Raw genomic sequence first — 22,215 nt, 5'->3', positions numbered from 1 at the left:
CGGGGACCTCGCGTTCGCCTTCGCGATTCCACGGGCCCCGCCGAGGCGGTCGTGCCAACGTACTGGAGGGGGCTGCGCGGTCGCAAATCGGGGTGGGGCGGGCCCGGTCGCGGTTGCGTTCCGTGGTCGGGGCGGGCCTGGGGACGGGACGTCGGCCGGCCGCGGCGACCCGGTGGAGGCCATGGTGAACGGGGCTCATGGGGCGGAATCCGTACGAGACATGACTTAGGCTGCTGTGGCGGCTCGCCGTCCGGTGACAGAAGGTGACGGCGTCTTCCTGACTCCGCGCAATAGGAGGGTTCCGATGACGACCGTTTCGTCTCCCGTGGCCGGGCGGGCCATCGGGCTCGCTGCAGTGCCGGATCCGGTGTTCTCCGGGGCGATGGTGGGCCCCGGTACGGCCGTCGACCCGGTGCGGGAACCGGGTGTGGCGGTGGCACCCGTGAACGGTGTGCTGGTGTCGCTGCACCCGCACGCCTTCGTGGTGGTCGACGACGAGGGCCACGGGGTGCTCACCCACCTCGGGATCGACACCGTGCAGCTGGGCGGCGAGGGCTTCGAAGTGCTGGTGCACAAGGGGGACACGGTCATGCGGGGGCAGGGCATCGTGCGGTGGGACCCGGTGGCGGTGGAGGCGGCCGGGAAGTCCGCGGTGTGCCCGGTGGTGGCGCTGGAGGCGACCGCCGACTCGCTCGCCGACATCGTCGACAGCGGGGTCGTGGCGGCCGGGGACACTCTCTTCACCTGGAAGTAGTGACATGGAGACAACGCTGCGAGGCGTCGGGGTCAGTCACGGTGTGGCGATCGGCGAGGTGCGGCACATGGGCACCGCGGTGCTGGAGCCGCCGGCCAGGCAGATCCGGCCGCAGGACGCGCCGCGGGAGCAGGCCAGGGCGCGGCAGGCCGCCGAAGCGGTGGGAGCGGATCTCAACGCACGCGGCCAGCTCGCGGGCGGCGAGGCGCAGGCGGTGCTGGAGGCCCAGGCGCTGATGGCGCAGGATCCGGAACTGCTGGCGGATGTCGATCGGCGGATCGCGGTCGGCAGCACGGCCGAGCGCGCGGTGTACGACGCCTTCGCCTCGTACCGTGCGCTGCTCGCGGGGGCCGGCGAGTATCTGGCCGGGCGCGTCGCGGACCTGGACGACGTGCGGAACCGGATCGTGGCCAGGCTGCTCGGCGTCCCGATGCCGGGGGTGCCCGACAGCGACGAGCCGTATGTGCTGATCGCGCGGGATCTGGCCCCGGCCGACACGGCGCTGCTGGACCCGGCGCTCGTGCTCGGCTTCGTGACCGAGGAGGGGGGCCCGACCAGCCACAGCGCGATCCTGGCGAGGGCTCTGGGCGTGCCGGCGGTCGTGGCGCTGCCGGGTGCGGGTGAACTGGCCGAGGGCACGGTCGTGGCGGTCGACGGCAGCACGGGCGAGGTGTTCGTGGAACCGAGTCGGGACAAGCAGGCGGAGCTGACGGAACTGGCGGCCGAGCGGAAGGCGGCGCTGGCCGCTTCCTCGGGACCGGGTGCGACCTCGGACGGGCACAAGGTCCCGCTGCTGGCGAACATCGGGGGCCCGGCCGACGTGGCCGCCGCCGTGTCGGCGGGCGCGGAGGGCGTGGGGCTATTCCGTACCGAGTTCCTGTTCCTCGACGACTCGGCGCGGGCGCCGTCCCAGGAGAAGCAGGTCGAGGCGTACCGGCAGGTGCTGGAGGCGTTTCCCGAGGGCCGCGTGGTCGTACGGGTGCTGGACGCGGGTGCCGACAAGCCGCTCGCCTTCCTGTCCCCCGGCGACGAACCGAACCCGGCGCTGGGCGTGCGGGGGCTGCGCACCCTGCTCGACCACCCCGAGGTGCTGCGCACGCAGTTGCAGGCGCTGGCCGAGGCGGCGGCGGGGCTGCCGGTCTACCTGGAGGTCATGGCGCCCATGGTGGCCGATCGCCGGGACGCGAAGGCGTTCGCGGACGCCTGCCGGGAGGCGGGGCTGGCGGCGAAGTTCGGAGCCATGGTCGAGATCCCCTCGGCCGCGCTGCGGGCGCGGTCGGTGCTGCAGGAGGTGGAGTTCCTCTCGCTGGGCACCAACGACCTGGCGCAGTACACCTTCGCCGCCGACCGCCAGGTGGGGGCGGTGTCGCGGTACCAGGACCCGTGGCAGCCGGCGTTGCTCGACCTGGTGGCCCTGTCGGCGGAGGCCGCGAAGGCCGAGGGCAAGAGCTGTGGGGTGTGCGGGGAGGCGGCGGCGGATCCGCTGCTCGCGTGTGTGCTGACCGGTCTCGGGGTCACCAGCCTTTCCATGGGTGCGGCGTCGATTCCATATGTGCGGGCGACATTGGCGAAGTACACGCTGGCCCAGTGCGAGCGCGCGGCGGCCGCGGCGCGGGCGACGGACGGCGCGGACGAGGCCAGGCGCGCGGCGCAGGCGGTCCTGTCCGGGGAGTAGCGTCACCCGGCGCGCGCGGCCGGGGGGCCGGGGCTTCACCTGCCGGTGGGGCCCCTTTCCCGTAAGCGGGAGGCTTCGTCCTGGGCGGCCCGCCCCCTCGTCGGCGTCGTGCGTCGCCGCACGGGCGCTGTGGGCTGATGCCCGGGCGCGTGCCCGACACGGCGCCCGGGCGGCGGGCGGCTTGCGTCCTGGCGCGGGGTCGTCACCAGGCCGGGCCCTCGTGGGGCGGTGGCGGGGACAGCGGGAGCCCCGCCCTGTAGCGGACGCCGTGCTCGGGTGGGACGGGTTCGCCGGTGAGGGCGTCGGTGCAGTAGGCGTCGAAGACCTCGGCCTCGGTGAGGGGGTGGGGTTCGCCGCGGCGCAGTGCCCAGCCCCGTACGGTGTCGGTGCCGTCGGCGTCCGTGGTGCGGACCACGAGTCCGCCGGCTCCGGTGGTGGCCCTGCCCGCGGCCATGACCGTGCACAGGACGAGCGCCTCGGTCTCGGTGAGGTCCATCCCGCCGTCCGGGCCGGCGTCGATGGTGGCCGCGGCGAGCAGGGGCGGTCCGTCGTCGGTTGGCAGACTGCACACCACGTGGTGGGTGCCGGGTCCGACCGCCTCGACGAGCCGGAGCAGGGTGTGGGAGGCGCGGTCGAAGGCGCAGTGCACGAGTTCCTGGCCGCACTCCTCGCAGGGGCCCGCGTCCATCAGCAGATCGGTGGCGTATTCCCAGGTGGCGTGGCGGTCGGCGGCGTGGGCCAGTTCCGCGCGCAGCGCCGGCATGGGCTGCCGGGCGTAGGGGACGGCGGTGCGGCCCGCGGTGACCTCGGTGATGTATCTGGTGCGGGTGGTGACGGTGTCCGGCGGCCGGCGGGTGGTGGCGCAGTAGTCGGCGTACTCCTGGGGGTCGAAGAGGGTCACGGCGACGTGCCTGCCCTGGGCGTGCAGGGTGCGCAGCATGCCGTCGACGTGGTGCAGATAGCGGTCGTAGTCCCGGAAGGGGAAGCTCGCGTAGCGCGTCATGGCGGCGAAGTCCTCGTCGGTGAGGATCACGCCGACGAGGGTGGGCGACTCCCTGCGCAGGGCCTTGCGGTATCCGCCGGCACCGGGTGGTGCCGCGCCGCCCTTTTTCCGCCCGCGGCCTGTGCGCCCGCTCCGTCCGTCCGCCCCCCTGTCCGCGCGCCTGTCCGTCCGCCCGCCCGGGCGCCTGCCGGGGCGTCCGTCATCTCGTCCGGTCCGCTCGCGCGGTCCGGTCCTTTCCTGGTGCCGCGGCTCCTCGTAGCCGGCGTCGCCGTTCCCGTTGTGGGACATGGCTTCCCCCTCGATCGCGGGACCGGGCGTTTCCCTGTGGTCCCTATTGCTCACTCACCGTAACCGAGGGCACTGACAACGGGTCGCCCGCGCCGGCCGGGGGTGTGCGCCGCAGCCGCCGCAGCACCATGCGTCGCTGGGCCACGGCGGCCAGGGCGAGGGTGGCGCCGAGGGCCAGCCACCCGGCAGGACCCGCGGCGATGACGGCGGAGGTGATCAGGAGGGGACCGACGCAGCGGGAGGCGGCCTGGGCGAGGCCGTGGACGCCGACGTAGGCGCCTTGGGCGTGCGCGGGGGCGAGAGCGACGGACAACTCCCAGGAGACCGCGGACTGGATCATCTCCACGACGGTGAAGGCGAGGGCGGCGGCGACGACGGCGAGGACGGCGGCCCAGCGCGCGTGCAGTACGGCGACCGCCACCGCGGCGCCGGCGAGCAGGCACCACAGGGCCACGCGGCGCAGCGCGTTCGCGGCGGCGAGGGGCGTGCGGGCGTGCCGGGACAGGCGCACCTGGAAGACGACGACGAGGACCGTGTTGACGACGAACACGGCGGCGGCCAGGCCGTGGGGCGCGTTCGTCCTCGTGACGATCCACAGCGGCAGTCCGACGGTGAGGGCGCTGCCGTGGAGGAACATCAGGCCGTCGAGGGCCACGTAGCCGAGGTACCCGCCATCCTTCCAGGGGTTGCCGGCCGCGGTGGGCGGCGGGGCGGACGTACGGGCGCGGGTGCCGGCCGGCGAGGCGGCGGATCCGGTGGGGGGCGCGCCCGTCGGCGCCCCCGCCGGCACGCGGGCGACGACCGTCCGCGAGGCGGAAGGCGGCTCGCCGCAGCGGGCCACGAGGATCGCCACCACCACGAAGGAGAGGCTGTCGCCGAGCAGCAGCAGCCGGTACACGGACGTGGTCCCCAGGGCGAGGGCGGCGGAGGCGACAAGCCCGCCGAGGGTGTAGCCGAGGTTGACGACGGTGCGCTGCACGGCCTGGTAGTGGGCGCGCCGCGGCCCGGCGACGCGAGCGGCGAAGAGTTTGGTGAGGACGGCGGCGGCGCGTTCGCCGAGGCTGCCGAGCGCGACCAGCGGCAGCAGCGGCCAGAAGCCGTGGAAGGGCAGGAGCAGCAGGCCGGAGGCGGCGCGGACGGCCTGGACGGCGACCAGGAGCCGGGTCAGCGTCAGCCGGTCGGCCAGCCGCCCGGCGACGGGTGCGCCGGCGACACCGGCGGCTCCGCCGAGGCCGAGCAGCAGGCCGGTCTGCGCGGTGCTGAGTCCGGCGACCACCACGAAGTACAGGGCGGTGACGGAGAACCACAGGCCGGAGCCGGTCTTGTCGGCGAGGTTGATCCAGAGCATCCTGCGCCCGTCGGGGCCGCCGGGTATCGACTCCAAGCGGGCGGCCAGGGCCGCCGCCCGGCCGGCCCTCGGCCCGCGGCCCTCCTGGCCCGCGTCACCGGGTCCGTCGTGGCCCTCGCGGACCTTCCCTGTCCCCCGCGGACGGCCCTCCGGTGTGCCCCCCGGCGTGTCCCGCGGTGTGTCCTGCGGTGTCCGCATGCCGGTCCTCCCCCTCGTCTCCCGGCCGTCGACGACTTGCGCCGCATTTTGTATTGATACATACTCAACTCTGTGGCAACACAATATGGGATCAGCGGCGCGACGGCCAGGGAGATCTCCGCGTCGGTCGAGCACGCGGTGGCCGAGGGCCGGTTGCGCCCCGGCGAGGCGCTGCCGCCGGTGCGGGGTCTGGCCGATCTGCTCGGGGTGAGCCCGGGGACGGCGGCGACGGCGTACAAGGAGCTGCGGCGGCGCGGGATCGTGGTGACCAGGGGACGCGGCGGCACGGTCGTGGCACCGGGACCCGCCGTCGCCTCGCGGCGGCCGCCGCCGGTGCCCGAGGGGCTGCGCGACCTCGCGGGCGGGCACCCGGATCCCGCCTTCCTGCCCCGCCTGGTGCCGCCGGGACGGCTCTCTCCCGGCGCCCGCTCGCACCGCGCCTCGCCGCGGAGACCGGAACTGGAGGAGCTGTCACGCGCGTGGTTCCGCCGGGACGGGGTGCCGGACGCGCACGTGACCTTCGCCCACGGAGCGCTGGACTGCGTCTCGCGGTTGCTCTCGGTGGAGCTGCGGCCGGGCGACGCGGTGGCGGTGGAGGATCCGGGCTTCCACCATCTGCTGGACCTGGTGCCGGCCTTGGGCCTGCGTACCGTCGCGGTGCCGGTCGACGACGAGGGGATGCGGCCGCAGGAGCTGCGGGCCGCGCTGCGGGCGGGGGCGCGGGCCGTCGTGCTGTGCCCCAGGGCGCAGAATCCGCTCGGCGCGCGCGTGTCGGCTGCGCGCCGAGCGGAACTGCTGGAGGTGCTGGCCGCCGCGCCCGAGGTGCTGGTGGTGGAGGACGACCACAGCGCGGACATCGCGGGCGGTCCCCTGCACTCGCTGACCACGGCCGGGGCCGACGGCCCGGCGCGCTGGGCGCAGATCCGCACCGTCTCCAAGCACATGGGGACCGATCTGCGCTGGACGGCGATGGCCTGCGACGCGACAACGCTGGCCCGGCACGACGGGCGGCTGCTGCTCACCTCGGGCTGGGTCAGCCATGTGCTCCAGGAGACGGTGGTCCGGCTGATGACCGATCCGGACACCGGGGCGCTGGTACGGCGGGCCGCGGTGGCGTACCGCCGGCGCCGGGAGGCGCTGATCGGGGCACTGGCCGAACACGGGACGCAAGGCCGCGCGGTGAGCGGCATCAACGTGTGGGTTCCGGTCCGGGACGAGGCCGCGGTCGTCAACGGGCTGCGCTCGCGCGGCTGGTGGGTGGCCGCCGGGGCCCGGTTCCGGATCGGGGCGCCGCCGGCCGTGCGGATCACCGTCGCCGACCTGGAGCCCGATGAGGCGGCCCGGCTCGCGGCCGACTTCGCGGCGGTACGGGCGGAGACGCTGAGCACCTACGGGGGGTGACGGGACGTCAGTGCCCGGGCGCGCTCGACGCCCGGGCACTGCCGGAGGGGCCCCGCGCAGGGCGCGCCGGGCGCCGGCCGGACCGGACGGTCACGGGCGGGCGGCCGCGCGCTGTGCGGCGAGCCGCTCGTAGAAGCGAAGCACCTCCAGGTCGTCCACGGAGCCGGGGTTGACGGCCCGGTCGAGCGGGGCGCCCTGCAGCAGCCGCTTGACCGGCACCTCGATGCGCTTGCCCGTGAGGGTGTGGGGGACGCCGGGCACCGCGATGATGTCGTCGGGGACGTGGCGCGGCGAGAGCTGGGCGCGGATGGCGGCGCGGACCTTGTCCCGCAGGGCGTCGTCGAGCTCGGCGCCCGGGGCGAGCTGGACGAACAGCGGCATCCAGTAGCCGCCGTCGGACTGTTCGAGACCGATGACCAGGGACTCGCGGATCTCCGGGAGGCGTTCGACCACCTCGTAGATGTCGGCGGAGCCCATGCGCACGCCCTGCCGGTTCAAGGTGGAGTCCGAGCGGCCGTGGATGACCACCGAGCCGCGCGAGGTGAGCGTGATCCAGTCGCCGTGCCGCCAGACGCCCGGGAACATCTCGAAGTAGCTCTCGCGGTAGCGCGCGTCGCCGGGGTCGTTCCAGAACCGGATCGGCATCGAGGGCATGGGGTTGGTGACGACGAGTTCGCCCACCTCGTCGGTGACGGGTTCGCCTGCGGGGTCCCACGCCCGCAGGTCGGTGCCCAGGCAGGGGGCCTGGAGCTCGCCGACGTACACCGGCAGCGTGGGCACCGCGCCGGCGAAGCAGCTGCACACGTCCGTGCCGCCGCTGACCGAGGCGATCCACAGGTCCTCACGGACCTCGTCGTGCAGCCAGCGGAAGCCGTCCGGCGGCAGCGGGGAGCCGGTGGTGGCCACGCATGCGACGGCCGACAGGTCGAGGTCCCGGCCGGGGTGGACACCGGCCTTGCGGCAGGCGATGACATAGGCGGCCGAGGTGCCCAGCAGGGTCGTGCCGGTGCGTTCGGCGACCCGCCACTGGGCGGCGGTGTCGGGGAACGCAGGACTGCCGTCGTACAGCACGACGGTGGCTCCGGCCAGCAGGCCCGAGACCAGGAAGTTCCACATCATCCAGCCGGTGGAGGTGTACCAGAAGAAGCGGTCGCCGGGCCCCAGGTCGAGGTGCAGGCCGGTCTGCTTCAGGTGCTCCAGCAGGATGCCGCCCTGGGACTGGACGATGGCCTTGGGCAGGCCGGTGGTGCCCGAGGAGTACAGCACCCACAGCGGATGGTCGAAGGGGACCTGCTCGAACACGGCCTCGGTGTCGCCGGCGATCAGGTCGTCCCAGGCGAGCGCGCCGTCGGGGGCCGGGCTGCCCAGCAGCGGGACGTGGACGGTGGCACGCAGCGAGGGCAGGTTCCCGCGCAGTTCGCGGACCACGTCGGTACGGTCGTGGCGCTTGCCGCCGTAACCGTAGCCGTCGACGGTGAACAGTACGACGGGCTCGACCTGCTGGAAGCGGTCCAGCACGCTGCGGGCGCCGAAGTCGGGCGCGCAGGACGTCCACACGCCGCCGACCGCGGCGGTGGCCAGCAGCGCGACCACGGCCTGCGGGATGTTGGGCAGGTAGCCGCTGACCCGGTCGCCCGGGGCGACGCCGAGCCGGCGCAGGGACGCGGCGAGCGAGGCGACCTGGCGGCGCAGTTCCGCCCAGCTCACCGTGCCGATCTCGTGGCTCTCGTCGAGGTGCAGCAGGGCGGGCTCGGCGGCGCGGGCCGGGTCGAGGGCGGGCCGCAGCGCGTGCTCGGCGTAGTTGAGGGCCGCGCCGGGGAACCAGCGGGCGCCGGGCATCGCGGGGTCGGCGAGGACCCGCTCGTACGGGCTGGAGAAGCGCACGTCGAACCACTCGGCGACGGCCCGCCAGAAAGCCTCGGGCGCGCGGACCGACCAGTCGTGCAGCGCGCGGTAGCTCGCCGCGGGGTCGCCGGGGACGATGCCGGGGGCGCCGTGCCGGCCGGCCGCCCAGTCCTGGAAGCGGGTGATCCGGGCGTGGGCGACCCGCTCGGGGCCGGGGGCCCACAGCGGCTGCGGTGCGGTGGCGGGCTGGGGCGTGGTCATGGCGGCTCCCGGACGGTACGCGCGTCGTCGCGTGTCTGCTGGGTACGGCGGGCCTGCCGGGTCGGCGGTCCCGCGCGTGCAAGTGTGCTGGATCGTGTCCTCGGACCCCCGGCCAGGGGTCTCCTGCCACGGCGGTCCTAGGGACCATAGCCATGTGATCGCCCGGCGCGCCAGGGCGGGTGCCGGCGCGCCGGGGCTCCGCCCTCTCGGGCGCGGCGGCGGGTTCGTCGCCGGCCGGCGCGCCGGGGCGTCGCCGCCCGCTCCAGATGAACGCTGGTTGAACGCGCGGCGCGCCAGGGGGTGACGGTGAAAAGGTGGGGCCATGAATGCTCGGGACCTGCTGCGATCGGTTCGGATGGCGGGTTCCGCCAGTGGTCGGCGTCAGACGAGGGCGGCGTGGCGCCGGCGGCGCGCCGACGCGCGGGACCTGCCGCGGCGCGGTCCCGAGCGGGCCAGGGTGCCGGGGCCCGCGCAGGGCGCGGAGCCCGCGCCGGGCGGCGGCACCGTCCGCTTCGCGCGCTCCGAGCTGCGGGTGTGGGTCGCGATGGGCGGGGCGGTGTTCTGCGGCTGGGACGGCGCCGCGCCGCTGCCCTCGTACGCCCTGGCCGGGGGTGGTCCCGAGGTGGACGCGCGGGCCGTGCTGGAGCCCGACAAGGACGGCTGGCGGGTGGTGTCGGAGCGGGTGACGGTCCTGGTGTCGCGGCACGGCGCGGTGGAGTTCCGCACCCCCGGCGGGCTGCTGCTGCGCCGGGAGCTGCCGCCGCGCTGGTGGGACGCGGCGGGCGAAGGGGCGGCGCCGCGCTGGGTGCAGGGCTCGCAGACCCCGGCGGACGCGCGGGTGTTCGGGCTCGGCGGGCGCGCGGCCGGTCCGAGGCTGCCGGAGGGCACGTACCGGCTGTGGAACACCGATCCGGGCGGTTCCTTCGGGCCGGACGACGACCCGCTGTACATCACGATGCCGGTGCAGTTCGTGGTCGCCGACGCCGGCTGCCACCTGGTCTTCCACGACACGAGCTGGGACGGGCAGGTCACGCTCCGGGACGGCGTGGAGGGCGCGGGTTCCGGGCACGACCGGCCAGGCGGCAGCGAGGTGCGGATGGAGGGCGGACCGCTGCGGTACTGGGTCGTCACCGGCACCCCGGCCCGGGTGCTCGGCGGCTGGACGGCGCTGACCGGCCGGCCCGCGCTTCCGCCGCGCTGGGCGCTGGGCCACCACCACTCGCGGTGGGGCTTCGGCACGCAGGACGAGGTGCGCCGGGTGGCGGCCGCGTACCGTGAGCACGGCCTGCCGCTGTCGGCCCTCCACCTGGACATCGACCACTACGACGGCCACCGGGTCTTCACCGCGGACCCCGAGCGCTTCCCCGATCTGCCCGCTCTGGCGGGGGAGTTGGCCGGCCAGGGGGTGCGGCTGGTGTCGATCGTGGACCCGGCGGTGAAGGCGGAGCCCGGGCTGGAGACGTACGACAGCGGTCGCGCGGCCGACGCCTTCGTGCGCGACGCGCGCGGCCGCGAGGTGCGGGGAGTGGTGTGGCCGGGCGAGACGGTCTTCCCCGACTTCACCGATCCGGCGGCGCGGGCCTGGTGGGGCGGGCTGTACCGGGAGCGGCTGGCCAAGGGCTTCGCCGGGTTCTGGCACGACATGAACGAGCCGGTGTCCTTCGCGGCCTTCGGCGACCCCACCTTGCCGCGCTCGGCCCGGCACGGCCTGGAGGGCCGCGGCGGCGACCACCGGGAGGCGCACAACGTGTACGGCCTGACGATGGCGCAGGCCGGCTACGAGGGGCTGCGCCGGCTGCGGCCGCAGCAGCGGCCGTTCCTGTTCTCCCGTTCGGGCTGGGCGGGCATGCAGCGCTACGGGGGTACCTGGTCGGGCGACGTGGCCACGGGCTGGGAGGGACTGCGGGTGTCGCTGGCCCTGGTGCTGGGGCTGGGGCTGTGCGGGGTGCCGTACTCCGGGCCGGACGTCGGCGGCTTCACCGGGATGCCCGAGCCGGAGCTGTACCTGCGCTGGTTCCAGCTCGGGTCGTACCTGCCGCTGTTCCGCACCCATTCCGCGAAGGACGGCGGCCGGCGCGAGCCGTGGCAGTTCGGACCCGAGGTGCTCGGCCACGCGCGGGCGGCGCTCGCCGAGCGGACCCGGCTGCTGCCGTACCTGGAGACGCTCTCGCACATAGCGCGCGGCACCGGCGCCCCCTATGTACGGCCGCTGTGGTGGAACTCCCCCGCCGACCGTGCGCTGCGCGAGTGCGGCGACGCCTTCCTGCTCGGGGACGCGCTGCTGGTGGCGCCGGTGCTGGAGCGCGGTGCGGTGACCAGGACGGTACGGCTGCCGCGCGGGCAGTGGTACGACACGGCGACCGGCGAGGCCCACCGCGGGCCGGGGCAGGTGCTGCTGGACGCGCCGCTGGGCCGGGTGCCGGTGCTCGCCAGGGCCGGGGCGGTACTGCCGGTGGCCGGGGCGGACGGCGGGGTGGAGCTGGAGGTGTGGGCGCCGCGGCAGGGGCGGACCGGCGGCGGGGTGGTGTTCGGCGGCGACCCGGAGGGGTGGGGCGCGCCCCGCATGGAACGGTTCACCACCCGGTGGGCGGACGGCGAGATCGTCCTGGAGCGGGACGACGGCGAGCCGGTCGGTTACGCCTTCCGGGTACGGGGCAAGGCGTCGTAGGCACCGTCGAACCACCGCCGGGCGGCCAGGGTGTGCAGTTCGAAGCCCAGCTCGGCCGGCTGCCAGATCGGCTGGTACCCGTCGGTCTCGTCGGTCGGCCGCGTGGGCGGGAGCGCGGCGAGCGGGCGCGGCGGCAGCAGGCCGAACAGCAGCAGGTACCCGCCGGGGACGTCGGTGAGCGCGTCGGCGAGGACGATGTCGGTGTCCGGGGCGGCGATCCCGGTCTCCTCGGCGAGCTCCCGTACCACCGCCCGCTGCCAGCTCTCGCCGAAGTCCACGAAGCCGCCCGGCAGCGCGAGGCTGCCCAGGCTCGGCCTGATGCCGCGTCTGATGACGACCAGTCCGGTGCGGCCCGCGTCCCGTACCGGCAGCAGGGCCACGGCCACGGGCAGCGGGTTGCGGTAGGCGACGGTCCCGCAGCCGGGGCAGTCGCGCGGCCAGCCGGCGTCCCCGGGGAAGGAGGTACCGCACGAGGAGCAGTGGGAGTTCTTCACGGCGGGAAGCACGCGCCGGACTGTATCGGATCCGGCCGGGCGGCACGCGGCCTCCTTCCGGGCCCGCCCCGGAACTGATAGGTGATGGGGGCATGCCACGACTGATCCCGGCCCTCCGGGCCCTCGCGCTGCCGGTCGCCGTCCTGATCGCCCTCACCGGGAGCGGTCGGGCGAAAGCGGCGCCCGAGCCCAAGGCACCGCCGCAGTTCGTCGCGCTGCGTGACGTGGATCCGACGGTGATCCAGGAGATCCGCTACATCACCCCGCACAACTTCGTCGGGGTGTGCCGCGCGCCCGGGACGGTCGGTCCCGAGCCGTGCCGCCGCGCCCCTCGCGATCCGGTTTCGGGCGCGGCGGGCCGGCGGTCGGTACCACCCCCGTAGGTTCCGGGCCGCCGGCCCCGCTCGAACAGACGCCGGGACGGCCCCCGCGGGTTGCCCGGGGGCCGGGCGGGGCGCCGGCGCGGGGGTCAGTCGGCGGCGGGCCGCCTGCGGTCCGCCGCCACCTTGGCCGCGTGCTCGACCACGGTGATCAGGACGTCCTTGGCCGACTCCCGCTTGCGCGCGTCGCACAGCACCACGGGCACCTGGGGGTCCAGGTCCAGCGCCTCCCGGACGTTGTCCGGGTCGTACACCTTGGCGCCCTCGAAGCAGTTGACGGCGACGGTGAACGGGATGCCCCGGCGCTCGAAGTAGTCGACGGCGGCGAAGCAGTCGGCCAGGCGCCGGGTGTCGGCGAGCACGACCGCGCCCAGGGCGCCCTGGGCCAGTTCGTCCCACAGGAACCAGAAGCGATCCTGCCCGGGCGTGCCGAACAGGTAGAGCACCAGGTCCTCGCGCAGGGTGATCCGGCCGAAGTCCATCGCGACCGTGGTGGTCCGCTTCTGCTCGACACCCGCGAGATCGTCCACCGGGCGGCCCAGTTCGCTCAGCGACTCCTCCGTGCGCAGCGGCCGGATCTCGCTGACCGCGCCCACGAGTGTGGTCTTGCCCACCCCGAAGCCGCCCGCCACCAGCAGCTTCAGCGCGACGGGCTCCACCGGCGGGGCGGCTTGGTCGCGACGGCGTTCGGAGCGGACGAAGGCCATGGTGTGTCTCTACTTCCCTGCAGGCTTGGGTAGTGGGCGGGCGGAGGACTCGTGGCGGGGCGGGCTGCTCACAATGCGCGCAGACCGTTGATGACCTCCCGCAGAATGCTCTCGTCCGGCAGTTCGGCCGGCGGTATGGGCCGGTGGATGTGCACGTGCGCGGCCTCCAGCAGGTCGCCGACGAGGACGCGCACCACGCCCACCGGCAGGTCGAGGTCGGCGGCCAGTTCCGCGATGGACGTGGCCTGCTCCCGGCAGCGCTCGATGATGTCGAGGTGTTCGGGGGACAGGGTCGGATCGTCCTCCTCGCCCTCGTCGGTCCCCGTCACCACCAGGGCGATCAGGTCGAGCTTCGCGTCCGACGCGTGGCTGGTCCGGCCCCGCGTCATCGCGTACGGTCGCACCACCGGTCCGGCGGCGTCGTCGTACCACCGAGCGGACTCCGGCGTCCCGGACGCCCCGGATCCCGATGATCCGGACGATTCAGCAGTCATCTCTCCCCGTCACCCTGTCGTCACCGCATGGGTCAGCCGCTGAGCGCCGTGCCGCCGTCGTGCCGCGGCGCGGTGCCCAGGTGCGCGCCTACCCGCTTGACCAGGAGTGCCATCTCGTACGCGACCTGGCCCACGTCGGAGTCGGCCTCGGTCAGTACGGCCAGGCAGCTCCCGTCGCCGGCGGCGGTCACGAACAGGAAGGCGTCGTCCAGCTCCACCATCGTCTGGCGGACCCGGCCCGCCGCGAAGTGGCGGCCGACGCCCTTGGCCAGGCTGTGGAAGCCGGAGGCGACAGCGGCCAGGTGCTCGGAGTCCTCGCGGGTGAGTCCCTCCGAGGCGCCGATGGCCAGGCCGTCCCCGGAGAGCACCAGGGCCTTGCGGATACTGGCGACGCGGCTGACCAGGTCGTCCAGGAGCCAGCTCAGCTCACGGGTCGGGCTCGTCGGTGCGGTCATCGACTGTTCCCCTCAGATGTCGTTCGCGGTACTGATGCCGATGGTGTCGATGGTGTCGATGGTGTCGATGGTGCCGAAGACGTCGGCGGTGTCGGCTGTGCCGGCGGCTGGGGAGCCGCGGTTCGCCGCGGAGGTAACGGGGCGTCGCCCGTCCCGCTGCCGGGGGCCTGGCCGGTGTCGGTGCCGTCGTCGGCCGCTTCCCGGCCGCGCTGCCAGCCGCGCTGGAAGGCGGCCATCCGGTCGCGCACCTCGTCGGCCGACAGCTCGCGGCCGGGCCGTGAGGCGTCCGGTTCCGGCTCGGGGGGTGCCGCCGTCCGCAGTTGCGGCGCGAGGCTCGCCTGCCGGACCCGGCGCGGCAACCCGCCCTCGGCCGGCGGCGCCGGGGAGCCGTCGGCCCGGGGAGCCGGGTCGGCAGGCTCGGCCGGTGCCGCGTGCCGCGCCCAGGGCGCGTCGGCGGAAGGTGCGGCGGGCTCGGACCCGGGCGCCGCGGGGGCGGGCGCGTGCGCCTGGTCCCGCGCGGCCGGCTCGGCGGGGCCGACGTCCCGGCCGTGGTCGGAGACCAGGACCGGCGCGGAACGCGACCTGCGGCGGCGCGGCAGCCGCAGCGCGGGCTCGTAGCCCTCCTCCTCGACGGAAGGTACGGAAGTCACCGACGGCGCCGCCGGATCGTCCGGGTGCGCGGCGTGCTCGCGCTGCGCCTCGCCCGCCACCCCGTCGAGGCCCCACTTGCGGAAGGTGTGCTCGGTGTCGCCCGGTATCGGCGCCCCACCCGGCCGGTCGGTCTCGCCGATGCGGGTGGCGCCGGTGTCCTCGCCGGTCTCGGTCAGCAGGACGGCCGGGACCAGGACGACCGCGGTGGTGCCGCCGTACGGGGACTGGCGCAGCGAGACCCGTACGCCGTGCCGCCGGGCGAGCCGGCTGACCACGAACAGGCCGAGCCGGTCGGTGTCGGACAGCTCGAACTCGGGCGTCTCGGCCAGCCGCAGGTTGGCTTCGAGCAGCGCGTCGGGAGTGAGCCCGAGGCCGCGGTCGTCGATCTCCAGCACGAAGCCGTTGGCCACCGGTTCGCCGTGCAGCCGGACCTGGGTGTGCGGCGGGGAGAACACCGCGGCGTTCTCGATGAGTTCGGCCAGCAGGTGGGTGAGGTCGGCGACGGCGGCGCCGGCGACCGCGAGCCGGGGCAGGCGGCGCACCTCGATCCGCTCGTAGTCCTCGACCTCGGCGACGGCGGCCCGGACCACGTCCATGAGCTGGACGGGCTTGCGCCACTGCCGGGACGGCGCGGCGCCGGAGAGGATGACCAGACCCTCCGCGTGGCGGCGCATGCGGGTGGTCATGTGGTCCAGGCGGAAGAGGTCGGCGAGTTCCTCGGCGTCCTCGGTGCGCCGCTCCATGGCGTCCAGCAGGGTCAGCTGGCGGTGCAGCAGCACCTGGCTGCGGCGGGCGAGGTTGACGAAGACGTCCGAGACGCCCTTGCGCATGTCCGCCTGCCGGACGGCCGCCTCGACGGCGGCCCGCTGCAAGGTGTTCAGCGCCTTGCCGACCTGGCCTATCTCGTCGTCGGCGTAGCTGAGCCGGGGTACCTCGGTCTCCACGTCGACCTGTTCGCCCGCGGCCAGGCGCCGCATGACCCGCGGCAGCCGGGTACCGGAGACCTCCTGGGCCTCGCGGCGCAGCCCGGTCAGGTCGCGGATCAGGCCGCGGCCGATGCGCACGGAGACGATCAGGGAGGCGATCACCGCGATCAGGCCCAGGCCGCCGATCACCGCGGCCTCGACGAGGAGGGTGCGCGGAATCGGCCGGGCCTCCTTGCTGAACTGCGCGGTGGAGGTGTTGTTCATCCCGGTCAGGTCGTCGAAGGCGTCGCCCTCGACGGTCGGCCAGGACAGGTGGGCGGCGGCCACCGGCGCCCCCGCGGCGCCCGCGGCGATCACGGAGTCCTGGGCCTTGCGCAGCGTCCTGCCCTCGCTGCCCCTCCAGTACGCGTCGTAGGGAGCGCGTACGTCGGCGTCGACGACGGGCAGTTCCTCGTCGTAAGTGTTGCGCTCCTGGCCGACCGCGAAGGTGAAGTCGATGAGCTCCTGCTTGCTCATGCGGCCGCTCGTGATCGCGGCGGCCAGCAACGCGTCCTGCCGGCTGAGGTCCTCGCGGGCCTCGTTGAGGCCGACCACCGCGCGCCGCTGGCTGTCGCGCTTGGTGTCGCCGAGCGGGATCAGCTCATCGAAGAGGCGGTAGGCGGGGTCGATCAGCGCGTTGTACGCGAGGTAGGTGCCCTCGCGGGTGAGGTGCTGGGCGTCGACTTTCTGGCGTACCGAGGCAAGCGTCCGCACGGTGCCGAGGAAGACGTCCAGGCGCCCGCGGGAGCGGCTGTCGAGGTCGCCGCGGATCGTGGAGGACGTGAGCCGGGTGCGCAGTTCGGCCACCGACTGGTCGGTGTCGCGTGCCTGCTTGTCGTAGCTCATCCTGGCCTGGGAGTCGCCGGGGTCCGCCGCGTACACCAGTGCCGCCCGCCGCTCCATCTGAAGGTTGCGGACGGCGTCGTTGACCGGGTAGGCCACGTTGGTGACGATTCGCTGGATGTCCGGACGGTCCAGGATGGCGCGTGCGGTCAGCGTGGCGGCGAAGGCCCAGATGGCGACGAGTGACACCAGTGGGATGAGCAGCAGTGCCACGATCTTCCGGCGGATCGTCGTACCGCGAAAGCGCATGGCCTCCCCACGTCTCCCCCGTGTGGGGGTCGTCAGTCGCGTGCAAACGGCGTGAGCCTACTACTGCCTCTGTCGTAACCCGAAAGCGTGACAGCGGGGTTGGGATGGTCTGGGCGAAACGTAGCTGAATGCGAGCGGAAAATCCGGGCAGGGAACGGACATGGAGTCGGAACGCCAGACGGTCTGGGAGGAAGTACCGGTCGGGCGGCCGCGGCTGCCCGATCCGGTTCGGGCGGCCGCCGTGCGGGCCGTGCTGATCGGCTCGGTGGCGCTGGTCGAGGCGCTCGTCGAGGTGCTGCTGGCCGCCGGGGGCTCGTGGCTCGCCGCGCCAATGCTGCTGTTCACCGTGCTCACCTGTGTGATCGCCACCTGGGCGGTGCTCGATGTGTGGGTGACGCGGCAGGTGTGGAACCAGCGGGCCGGGGTGGTGTCCAGCCCGAGCAGCGCGGCACGCACCCTGCGCCGGGAGCGGCGCCGCGAGCGCAGGGCGGCGCGCCAGGCGGCCAGGGGCCGGCGCGGGCGGCGCCCGCACATACCGTGGCCGCACGGCGTCTGAGCCGCCCGGGCGCGGTCAGGTCCGCGCCGGCGCCGGCTCCGGCTCCGGTTCCGGCTCCGGTTCCGGCTCCGGTTCCGGCTCCGGCGGTCGCCGGAACATGCGGGTCGCGGTGATCTCGCCGTGCACCGGCTCGCCGTGCGGGTCGGGCACCGGCAGTCCCGGCCGCAGGTGCTCCTCGACGCTGATGTACTTCAGGCCCGCGCGCAGGTCCGCGTCGTTGCGCAGCCGTACCACCAGCGGGAACTCGGCGAGGGCGGTGGTGTCGAACAGGCCGGTGGTGTAGATGAGCTGGACACCGAGGGCGTCGGCCACGGCCCGCTGCAGTTCCAGCAGATACGTGGCGTTGGCGCGGCCGATGGGGTTGTCCAGGAACAGGGTGCCGGCCTGGCGCTGGCGGTCCCGGCCCCGGTCGTTGCTGCGCAGCGCTGCCATCGTGCAGTACAGGGCGATGGCGGCGGTGAGCAGTTGGCCGCCGGAGAACACGTCGCCCATCTGTCCCACCGGCACCCGCTCGGCGCGCAGTACCGCGTCCGGCTTGAGGATCTCCACGGCCACGCCTCTGGGCTGGAGGGCCGCGGCCACCGCCCGCAGCAGCAGGGTCATGCCGTCGCGCCGCAGGTCGGAGTTCTTGCGGACGGCGGCCCTTGTGGCCTCGTCGATGACCTCGCCGAGGCGTTCGGTCAGCAGGGCCTGGTCCGGGTCGTCGAACCGGATGCGCAGGAACTCCTGTCCCGACCATTCGCCGAGGCCTTCCGGCAGCCGGGACAGCCGCTGCGCGGAGCGCAGGGTGGCCAGTGAGGACTCCACGAGGCCGCGCAGCCGGTCGACGATGCTGTCCCGGTTGCGTTCGAGCTGGTCGAGCTCGTCGGTGAGCACCCGCAGCCGCGGGGCGAACGCGGCGGCCCAGGCGGCGGCGTGGTCGGGCAGCGCGGCCGCGGGCAGTTCCCTGATCTGCCCGCGCGCGGGGGTGCGCACCTGCTCGTAGCGCGCGGCGTTGGCGTGCCGGACCAGGACGTCGGCCGCGTCCCGCAGATGCGCCTCGGCGGCGGACAGGTCGGCGGCGCACCCCCGCAGCGAGCGTCGGGCCTCGGCGGCGGCCCGCCTGGCCTCGTCGAGCGAACCCGTACAGGGCTCGGGTTCGTCGTCCTCCGCGGCCTGCTGGGCGGTGTCCCGCAGCAGGTCGCGCAGCAGGGCGGCGATCTCGTCGAAGCCTCCGGCGGCGTCCTCGGCGGCTCGGTGGGCGCGCACCACGTCGGCGTGCGCGGCCCTGGCCCGGTCCAGCGCCTCGGTGCGGGCGGCGAGTTCGGTGTCGGCGGCGCGCAGCAGTTCCTGGGCGTGGTCGGCGTCGCGCGGCACGAGCTCCTCCGGCAGCTCGGTGTGGGTGTCCGCGCCGGCCGGGGCGAGGCGCTCGGCCTCCCCGCGCAGCCGGCCCAGTTGCTCGCTCGCGGCGGACTGCCGCGACTCCAGGGTCTGCACGAGCCGTTCGGCGCGGGCCGCGGCGGCCTGCCGGGCCGGGCCGTCGGCGCCGTCGGGGCCCTCCAGCAGCCGGGCGGCGCGGCTGCGCACCTTGTTGCTGAGGCGTTCGAGTTCGGCCAGCGCGGCGTGTTCCGTGCTTTCCGCCCGGGCCTGTTCCGCGCGCAGGTCCGCGCCGACGCCCACCTGTTCGTACACCTGCGAGGCCGCCCGGTAGGCCTCCCGGAGCGCGGGCAGCGCGGCCGCCGCCACCGGCTCGGCGCCGTCCTGGTCGTCCTCGGGGGCGCCGGCGATCTCCGAGCGCTCCGCGCGCAGCACGCGGGCGGTGCGGCGGGCGTCGTCGGAGGCGCGCTGGGCGGCGCGGCGGTCCTCGTCGGCGGCGCGGGCGCGGGCGAGGCAGGTCTCGGCGCGTGCCTGCGCCTGCGCCGCGTCGGCCGCCAGCTCCCGGGCCCGGCGCTGCCAGTTGGCACGTTCGCGCAGCCGGTGGGCCAGGCCCGCCAGGGCGTCGGCGCGGCGGCGGGCCTGCTCTGCCGCCGCCCGCCGGGTGTCGCTCTCGGCGGCCGCCTCGGCCGCCGCCGCCTCCGCCTCGGCACGCTCCTCGCGCGCCGCGGCCAGCGCCTCTCGGGCCCGCTCGGCCGCCTGCCCGGCCGCCTCCACCTCGGCCGCCAGCTCGCCGAGCCTCCCGCTGGGGCAGCTCGCCCGCCAGGAGGCGAGCCGGGCCGCGAGGGTCCTGTCGTGGGCCAGCCGCCCGGCCAGCGCCCTGATCTCCTCCTCGCGCGCGCCGGCCCGCGCCCGCAGCGCGTGCCGTTCGCCGTCGGCCGCGCCTTCGTCGTGCATGGCGGGGTTCGGCGGGACGAGGAAGACGTCCGGCGCGGCGCCGCCGGCCGGCGGCGGGGCGAGCAGGGCGGCCGCCGTCCCGACGGCGACGGCGGAGCGCGGCAGCAGGGCGGCCTGCGCCAGCACCTGCCTGGCCCGCGCGTACGAGCCCGGGTCGGTGACCACCACCCCGTCCACCAGCTCGGGGCGCGCCGCGAGGACTCCGGCGTGGTCGGCGGGGTCCACGGCCTGCGCCAGGTAGCGCCAGCCCGGCAGCGCGGGGATGCCGTGCTCGCCCAGGTACTCCACGGTCGCAAGGACGTCGGGTCCCGGCGGCAGCAGGCCCCCGTCACCGAGCGCCGCCAGGATCCGCGCGTCGTCGGCGGCGGCGGTCCGCAGCTCGAACAACTGCCGTTCGGCGGCGGCGACCGAGTCGTCCAGCAGGTCGCGCAGCGGTTCCGCGAAGGCGTCCAGTTCGGCCGGGGTCGGGGGGCCGCCGTCGGTCGGCCGCGCGGCGGCCCGGCCGGCCGCGGTGGTGGCGGCCGTACGGGCGTCCTGCGGCCGGCGCGAGCCGTCGCCCGCGCGGGCGGCCGGAACCGTGGCGGCGGGCTGCTCGCCGGGCGCCGGCAGGCTCAGCAGGGCGGCGACGCGGGGCTCGGTGACGAGGGCGCCGGCCGCGGCGCAGGCGGCGGTGTGGGCGGCCTGCGCGGTGGCGAGGGCGTCGGCGGCGCGGGCGGCGGCGAGTTCGGCGCGGGAGTCGGCGGCGGCGGCCTCGCGGGCGCGGGCGGCGGCGGCCGCCGCGGCCTCGGCCGCGGTGCGGGCCTGTGCCTCGGCGGCCTTCTCGGCGTCGGAGGCGGCCAGGGCCGCGCGCGCCGGGTCGGCGTCGGGCGCCGAGTCGTCGAGCCACCCGGCGCGTACCGCGTCGGCGGTCTCCTGCTCGACCTCGGCGAGCCGCTGGCCGAGGTGGCCGCTCTCGCTGCGGGCGCGTTCGGCGTCGGTGGCGGCGGCGGTGGCGTCGCGGTGCGCGGCCTCGGACAGCTCCTGCAGCCGCGCGGACCGCTCCTCCTCGGCGTCGGCCTGCTCCTCCGCGCGGGCCGCGGCCGCCTGCAGGGCCCGTACGAGATCGGCGGCGGCGCGGGTGCGGGCGGCCAGGGCGGGAGCGGCGTCGCGCTCCGCCTCGCGGATGGCGGCCGTGACGCGTTCGAGGCGGTCCCCGGCGGCGCGGTGGCGCAGTACGGTCTCGGCGGCCTGCCAGGCGGCGTGAAGGGTACGGGCGTCGGTCAGTTCGCGGCGCAGCGAGCCGGCGCCCTTCTCGGCGGCGGCCAGGGCCAGCGAGGCGTGCCGGTAGGCGAGTTCGGCCGCGATCAGGGCGCTGTCCGCCCGGGCCCGCTCGGCGTCGGTGACGCGGTGCGCGGCCGCCGCCATGTGCTGGGCGAGTTCGGTGGTACGGCCCCGTTCCTGCAGGGCCCGCGCGGACAGCCGCCGGGCCAGCGCGCGGGCGCGGCGCTCGGACTGGGTGTGGATCGCTCGGGCCCGGTCCCGGGCGGCGGCCGCGTCGGTGATCTTGTGCAGCAGGTCGAGCGATCCGGCGGTGAAGTCGCGTTCCGCGGTGAGTTCGGCGCGGCGGCCGAGCTTGCCCGCGAAGCCGTGCACCAGGTCGGCGAGACCGTCGGTGTCGCGGGTGTCGGTGACCGCGCGCAGCAGCAGGTCGGTGAAGTCGGAGTCCTTCTTGACCGCGAACAGTCCGGCCGCCTCGCCCTCGTCGGCGTTCATCTCCCGCTGGTAGCGGAAGAGTTCCGGGTCAAGACCGAGGTCGCCCAGGTGCTCGTTCCAGCGGTCGTGGATCTCCTCCCAGACCACGTCGAGGTGGGGGTAGGCCTTGCCCGCCTCCATGAGGGCGTCCTTGAAGCCCTTCATGGTGCGGCGCCGCCCCCGGGCGCCGGAGGTGCCCTCGGCGGGCGGGCGCACCGCGGTCGACTCGGCGACCGGCAGCGAGTCCAGGCTCAGCCCCGGACCGGGCCGGAAGGAGTACCACGCCTCCGCGAACTTGCGCGGGTCGGAGGAGACCTGGCGTCCCCGCCACTCGCTGACCTTGCCGACGACCACGAGTTCCCCGGTGAGCGTGTGCTGCCACTCCAGGGCCACGTGCCCGCAGTCGTCGGCGAGCAGGAACTTGCGCAGCACCCCGGAGCTGGCGCCGCCGAGGGTGTTGCGGTGGCCCGGGAGCATCACCGAGAAGATGAGCTTGAGCAGCACCGACTTGCCGCCGCCGTTCTCCAGGAAGAGCACGCCGGCGGGCGCGGGTCGCCGCGGCGGCCCGGCGGGCTCGTCGGCGAAGAAGTCGCCCTGCGCGGGCGCCGGGTGCGGTACGGGATCGCCGACGCCGCGCAGGTCGAGCACGGTGTCGGCGTAGCGCGCGCCGGCCGGCCCGATGGAGTAGAGGCGGAGGCGGGACAGCTCGTACATGCGGGGCTCTCGTGGGTCGGTCGGGGGACGGGGATCCGGGTCGGGGTCAGGGGCAGGGAGCGGAGTCGGGGAGCGCGGCCGCCGGGGCCCCGGGCGGCCGCCCGGGGCGCGGGGCTCAGGGGGCGGAGTTCGCCCGGGGGCGGCACCAAGGGAGCGCGGACGGCCTCACGGCGGCTGCGGTCCCACAGGCGGCTGTCGTCCCACGGGCGGCTGTCGTCCCACAGG

General features: G+C 75.5%; 15 protein-coding genes. 6 read left to right on the top strand and 9 right to left on the bottom strand.

Going from position 1 to position 22,215, the window contains the following annotated elements:
• Positions 1-304: 304 nt before the first annotated feature.
• Both K7G61_RS12335 and ptsP read left to right on the top strand, forming a co-directional pair.
• Positions 305-754: a PTS glucose transporter subunit IIA gene (locus tag K7G61_RS12335; RefSeq protein ID WP_225846793.1), complete on the top strand. Its 450-nt coding sequence runs from the start codon at positions 305-307 to the stop codon at positions 752-754.
• 4 nt (positions 755-758) lie between these two features.
• Positions 759-2,429, top strand: coding sequence for a phosphoenolpyruvate--protein phosphotransferase (gene ptsP / locus K7G61_RS12330; protein ID WP_225846792.1), 1,671 nt, complete (start codon positions 759-761; stop codon positions 2,427-2,429).
• A 202-nt stretch (positions 2,430-2,631) separates the two neighbouring features.
• Here the strand turns inward: ptsP and K7G61_RS12325 are convergent, their stop codons facing one another.
• A complete protein-coding gene (locus tag K7G61_RS12325; protein ID WP_225846791.1) occupies positions 2,632-3,462 on the bottom strand; it encodes a hypothetical protein in 831 nt (276 codons plus the stop codon).
• A gap of 301 nt (positions 3,463-3,763) precedes the next feature.
• Positions 3,764-5,266: an MFS transporter gene (locus K7G61_RS12320; protein WP_308190628.1), complete on the bottom strand. Its 1,503-nt coding sequence runs from the start codon at positions 5,264-5,266 to the stop codon at positions 3,764-3,766.
• A gap of 72 nt (positions 5,267-5,338) precedes the next feature.
• Between K7G61_RS12320 and K7G61_RS12315 the strand changes: the two genes are divergently transcribed.
• Positions 5,339-6,667: an aminotransferase class I/II-fold pyridoxal phosphate-dependent enzyme gene (locus K7G61_RS12315; RefSeq protein WP_225846790.1), complete on the top strand. Its 1,329-nt coding sequence runs from the start codon at positions 5,339-5,341 to the stop codon at positions 6,665-6,667.
• Positions 6,668-6,757: 90 nt separating this feature from the next.
• Here K7G61_RS12315 and K7G61_RS12310 read toward each other — a convergent pair whose 3' ends face one another.
• Positions 6,758-8,773 (bottom strand): acetoacetate--CoA ligase, encoded by a 2,016-nt coding sequence (locus K7G61_RS12310; RefSeq protein ID WP_225846789.1) that lies wholly within the window; start codon positions 8,771-8,773, stop codon positions 6,758-6,760.
• A 322-nt stretch (positions 8,774-9,095) separates the two neighbouring features.
• Here K7G61_RS12310 and K7G61_RS12305 point away from each other — a divergent pair, with 322 nt between their 5' ends.
• Positions 9,096-11,441 (top strand): glycoside hydrolase family 31 protein, encoded by a 2,346-nt coding sequence (locus K7G61_RS12305; RefSeq protein ID WP_225846788.1) that lies wholly within the window; start codon positions 9,096-9,098, stop codon positions 11,439-11,441.
• Here K7G61_RS12305 and K7G61_RS12300 read toward each other — a convergent pair.
• Positions 11,408-11,947: an NUDIX domain-containing protein gene (locus K7G61_RS12300; protein ID WP_225846787.1), complete on the bottom strand. Its 540-nt coding sequence runs from the start codon at positions 11,945-11,947 to the stop codon at positions 11,408-11,410. The genes K7G61_RS12305 and K7G61_RS12300 overlap by 34 nt on opposite strands.
• A gap of 80 nt (positions 11,948-12,027) precedes the next feature.
• Between K7G61_RS12300 and K7G61_RS36935 the strand changes: the two genes are divergently transcribed.
• Positions 12,028-12,318, top strand: coding sequence for a hypothetical protein (locus K7G61_RS36935; RefSeq protein ID WP_308190627.1), 291 nt, complete (start codon positions 12,028-12,030; stop codon positions 12,316-12,318).
• A gap of 86 nt (positions 12,319-12,404) precedes the next feature.
• Here the strand turns inward: K7G61_RS36935 and K7G61_RS12290 are convergent, their stop codons facing one another.
• From K7G61_RS12290 to K7G61_RS12275, 4 genes are all read right to left on the bottom strand, one after another.
• Positions 12,405-13,022: an ATP/GTP-binding protein gene (locus K7G61_RS12290; RefSeq protein ID WP_225846786.1), complete on the bottom strand. Its 618-nt coding sequence runs from the start codon at positions 13,020-13,022 to the stop codon at positions 12,405-12,407.
• Positions 13,023-13,090: 68 nt separating this feature from the next.
• The gene (locus K7G61_RS12285) at positions 13,091-13,516 is read right to left on the bottom strand and encodes a DUF742 domain-containing protein (RefSeq protein WP_225846785.1); all 426 of its coding nucleotides are present in this window, start codon (positions 13,514-13,516) and stop codon (positions 13,091-13,093) included.
• Positions 13,517-13,548: 32 nt separating this feature from the next.
• Positions 13,549-13,971, bottom strand: a complete 423-nt coding sequence (locus tag K7G61_RS12280; RefSeq protein WP_225846784.1) for a roadblock/LC7 domain-containing protein — start codon at positions 13,969-13,971, stop codon at positions 13,549-13,551.
• Positions 13,968-16,679 carry a nitrate- and nitrite sensing domain-containing protein gene (locus K7G61_RS12275; protein WP_225846783.1) on the bottom strand — a complete coding sequence of 904 codons (2,712 nt, stop codon included), beginning with the start codon at positions 16,677-16,679 and terminating at the stop codon, positions 13,968-13,970. Before K7G61_RS12275 ends, K7G61_RS12280 begins: the two co-directional genes overlap by 4 nt.
• Before the next feature lie 160 nt (positions 16,680-16,839).
• On the opposite strand from K7G61_RS12275, the gene K7G61_RS12270 reads away from it, so the two are divergent.
• Positions 16,840-17,235 carry a hypothetical protein gene (locus K7G61_RS12270; RefSeq protein WP_225846782.1) on the top strand — a complete coding sequence of 132 codons (396 nt, stop codon included), beginning with the start codon at positions 16,840-16,842 and terminating at the stop codon, positions 17,233-17,235.
• A gap of 15 nt (positions 17,236-17,250) precedes the next feature.
• On the opposite strand, the gene K7G61_RS12265 is transcribed toward K7G61_RS12270, so the two are convergent.
• A complete protein-coding gene (locus K7G61_RS12265; RefSeq protein WP_225846781.1) occupies positions 17,251-21,990 on the bottom strand; it encodes a hypothetical protein in 4,740 nt (1,579 codons plus the stop codon).
• Positions 21,991-22,215 lie beyond the last annotated feature (225 nt).

The sequence above is a fragment of the Streptomyces sp. HPF1205 genome (assembly GCF_020400825.1).
In the GTDB taxonomy this organism is placed as follows: domain Bacteria; phylum Actinomycetota; class Actinomycetes; order Streptomycetales; family Streptomycetaceae; genus Actinacidiphila.
The sequence above is the reverse complement of the archived record's forward strand: the minus strand, read 5'-3'. Positions and strand labels throughout refer to the sequence as shown.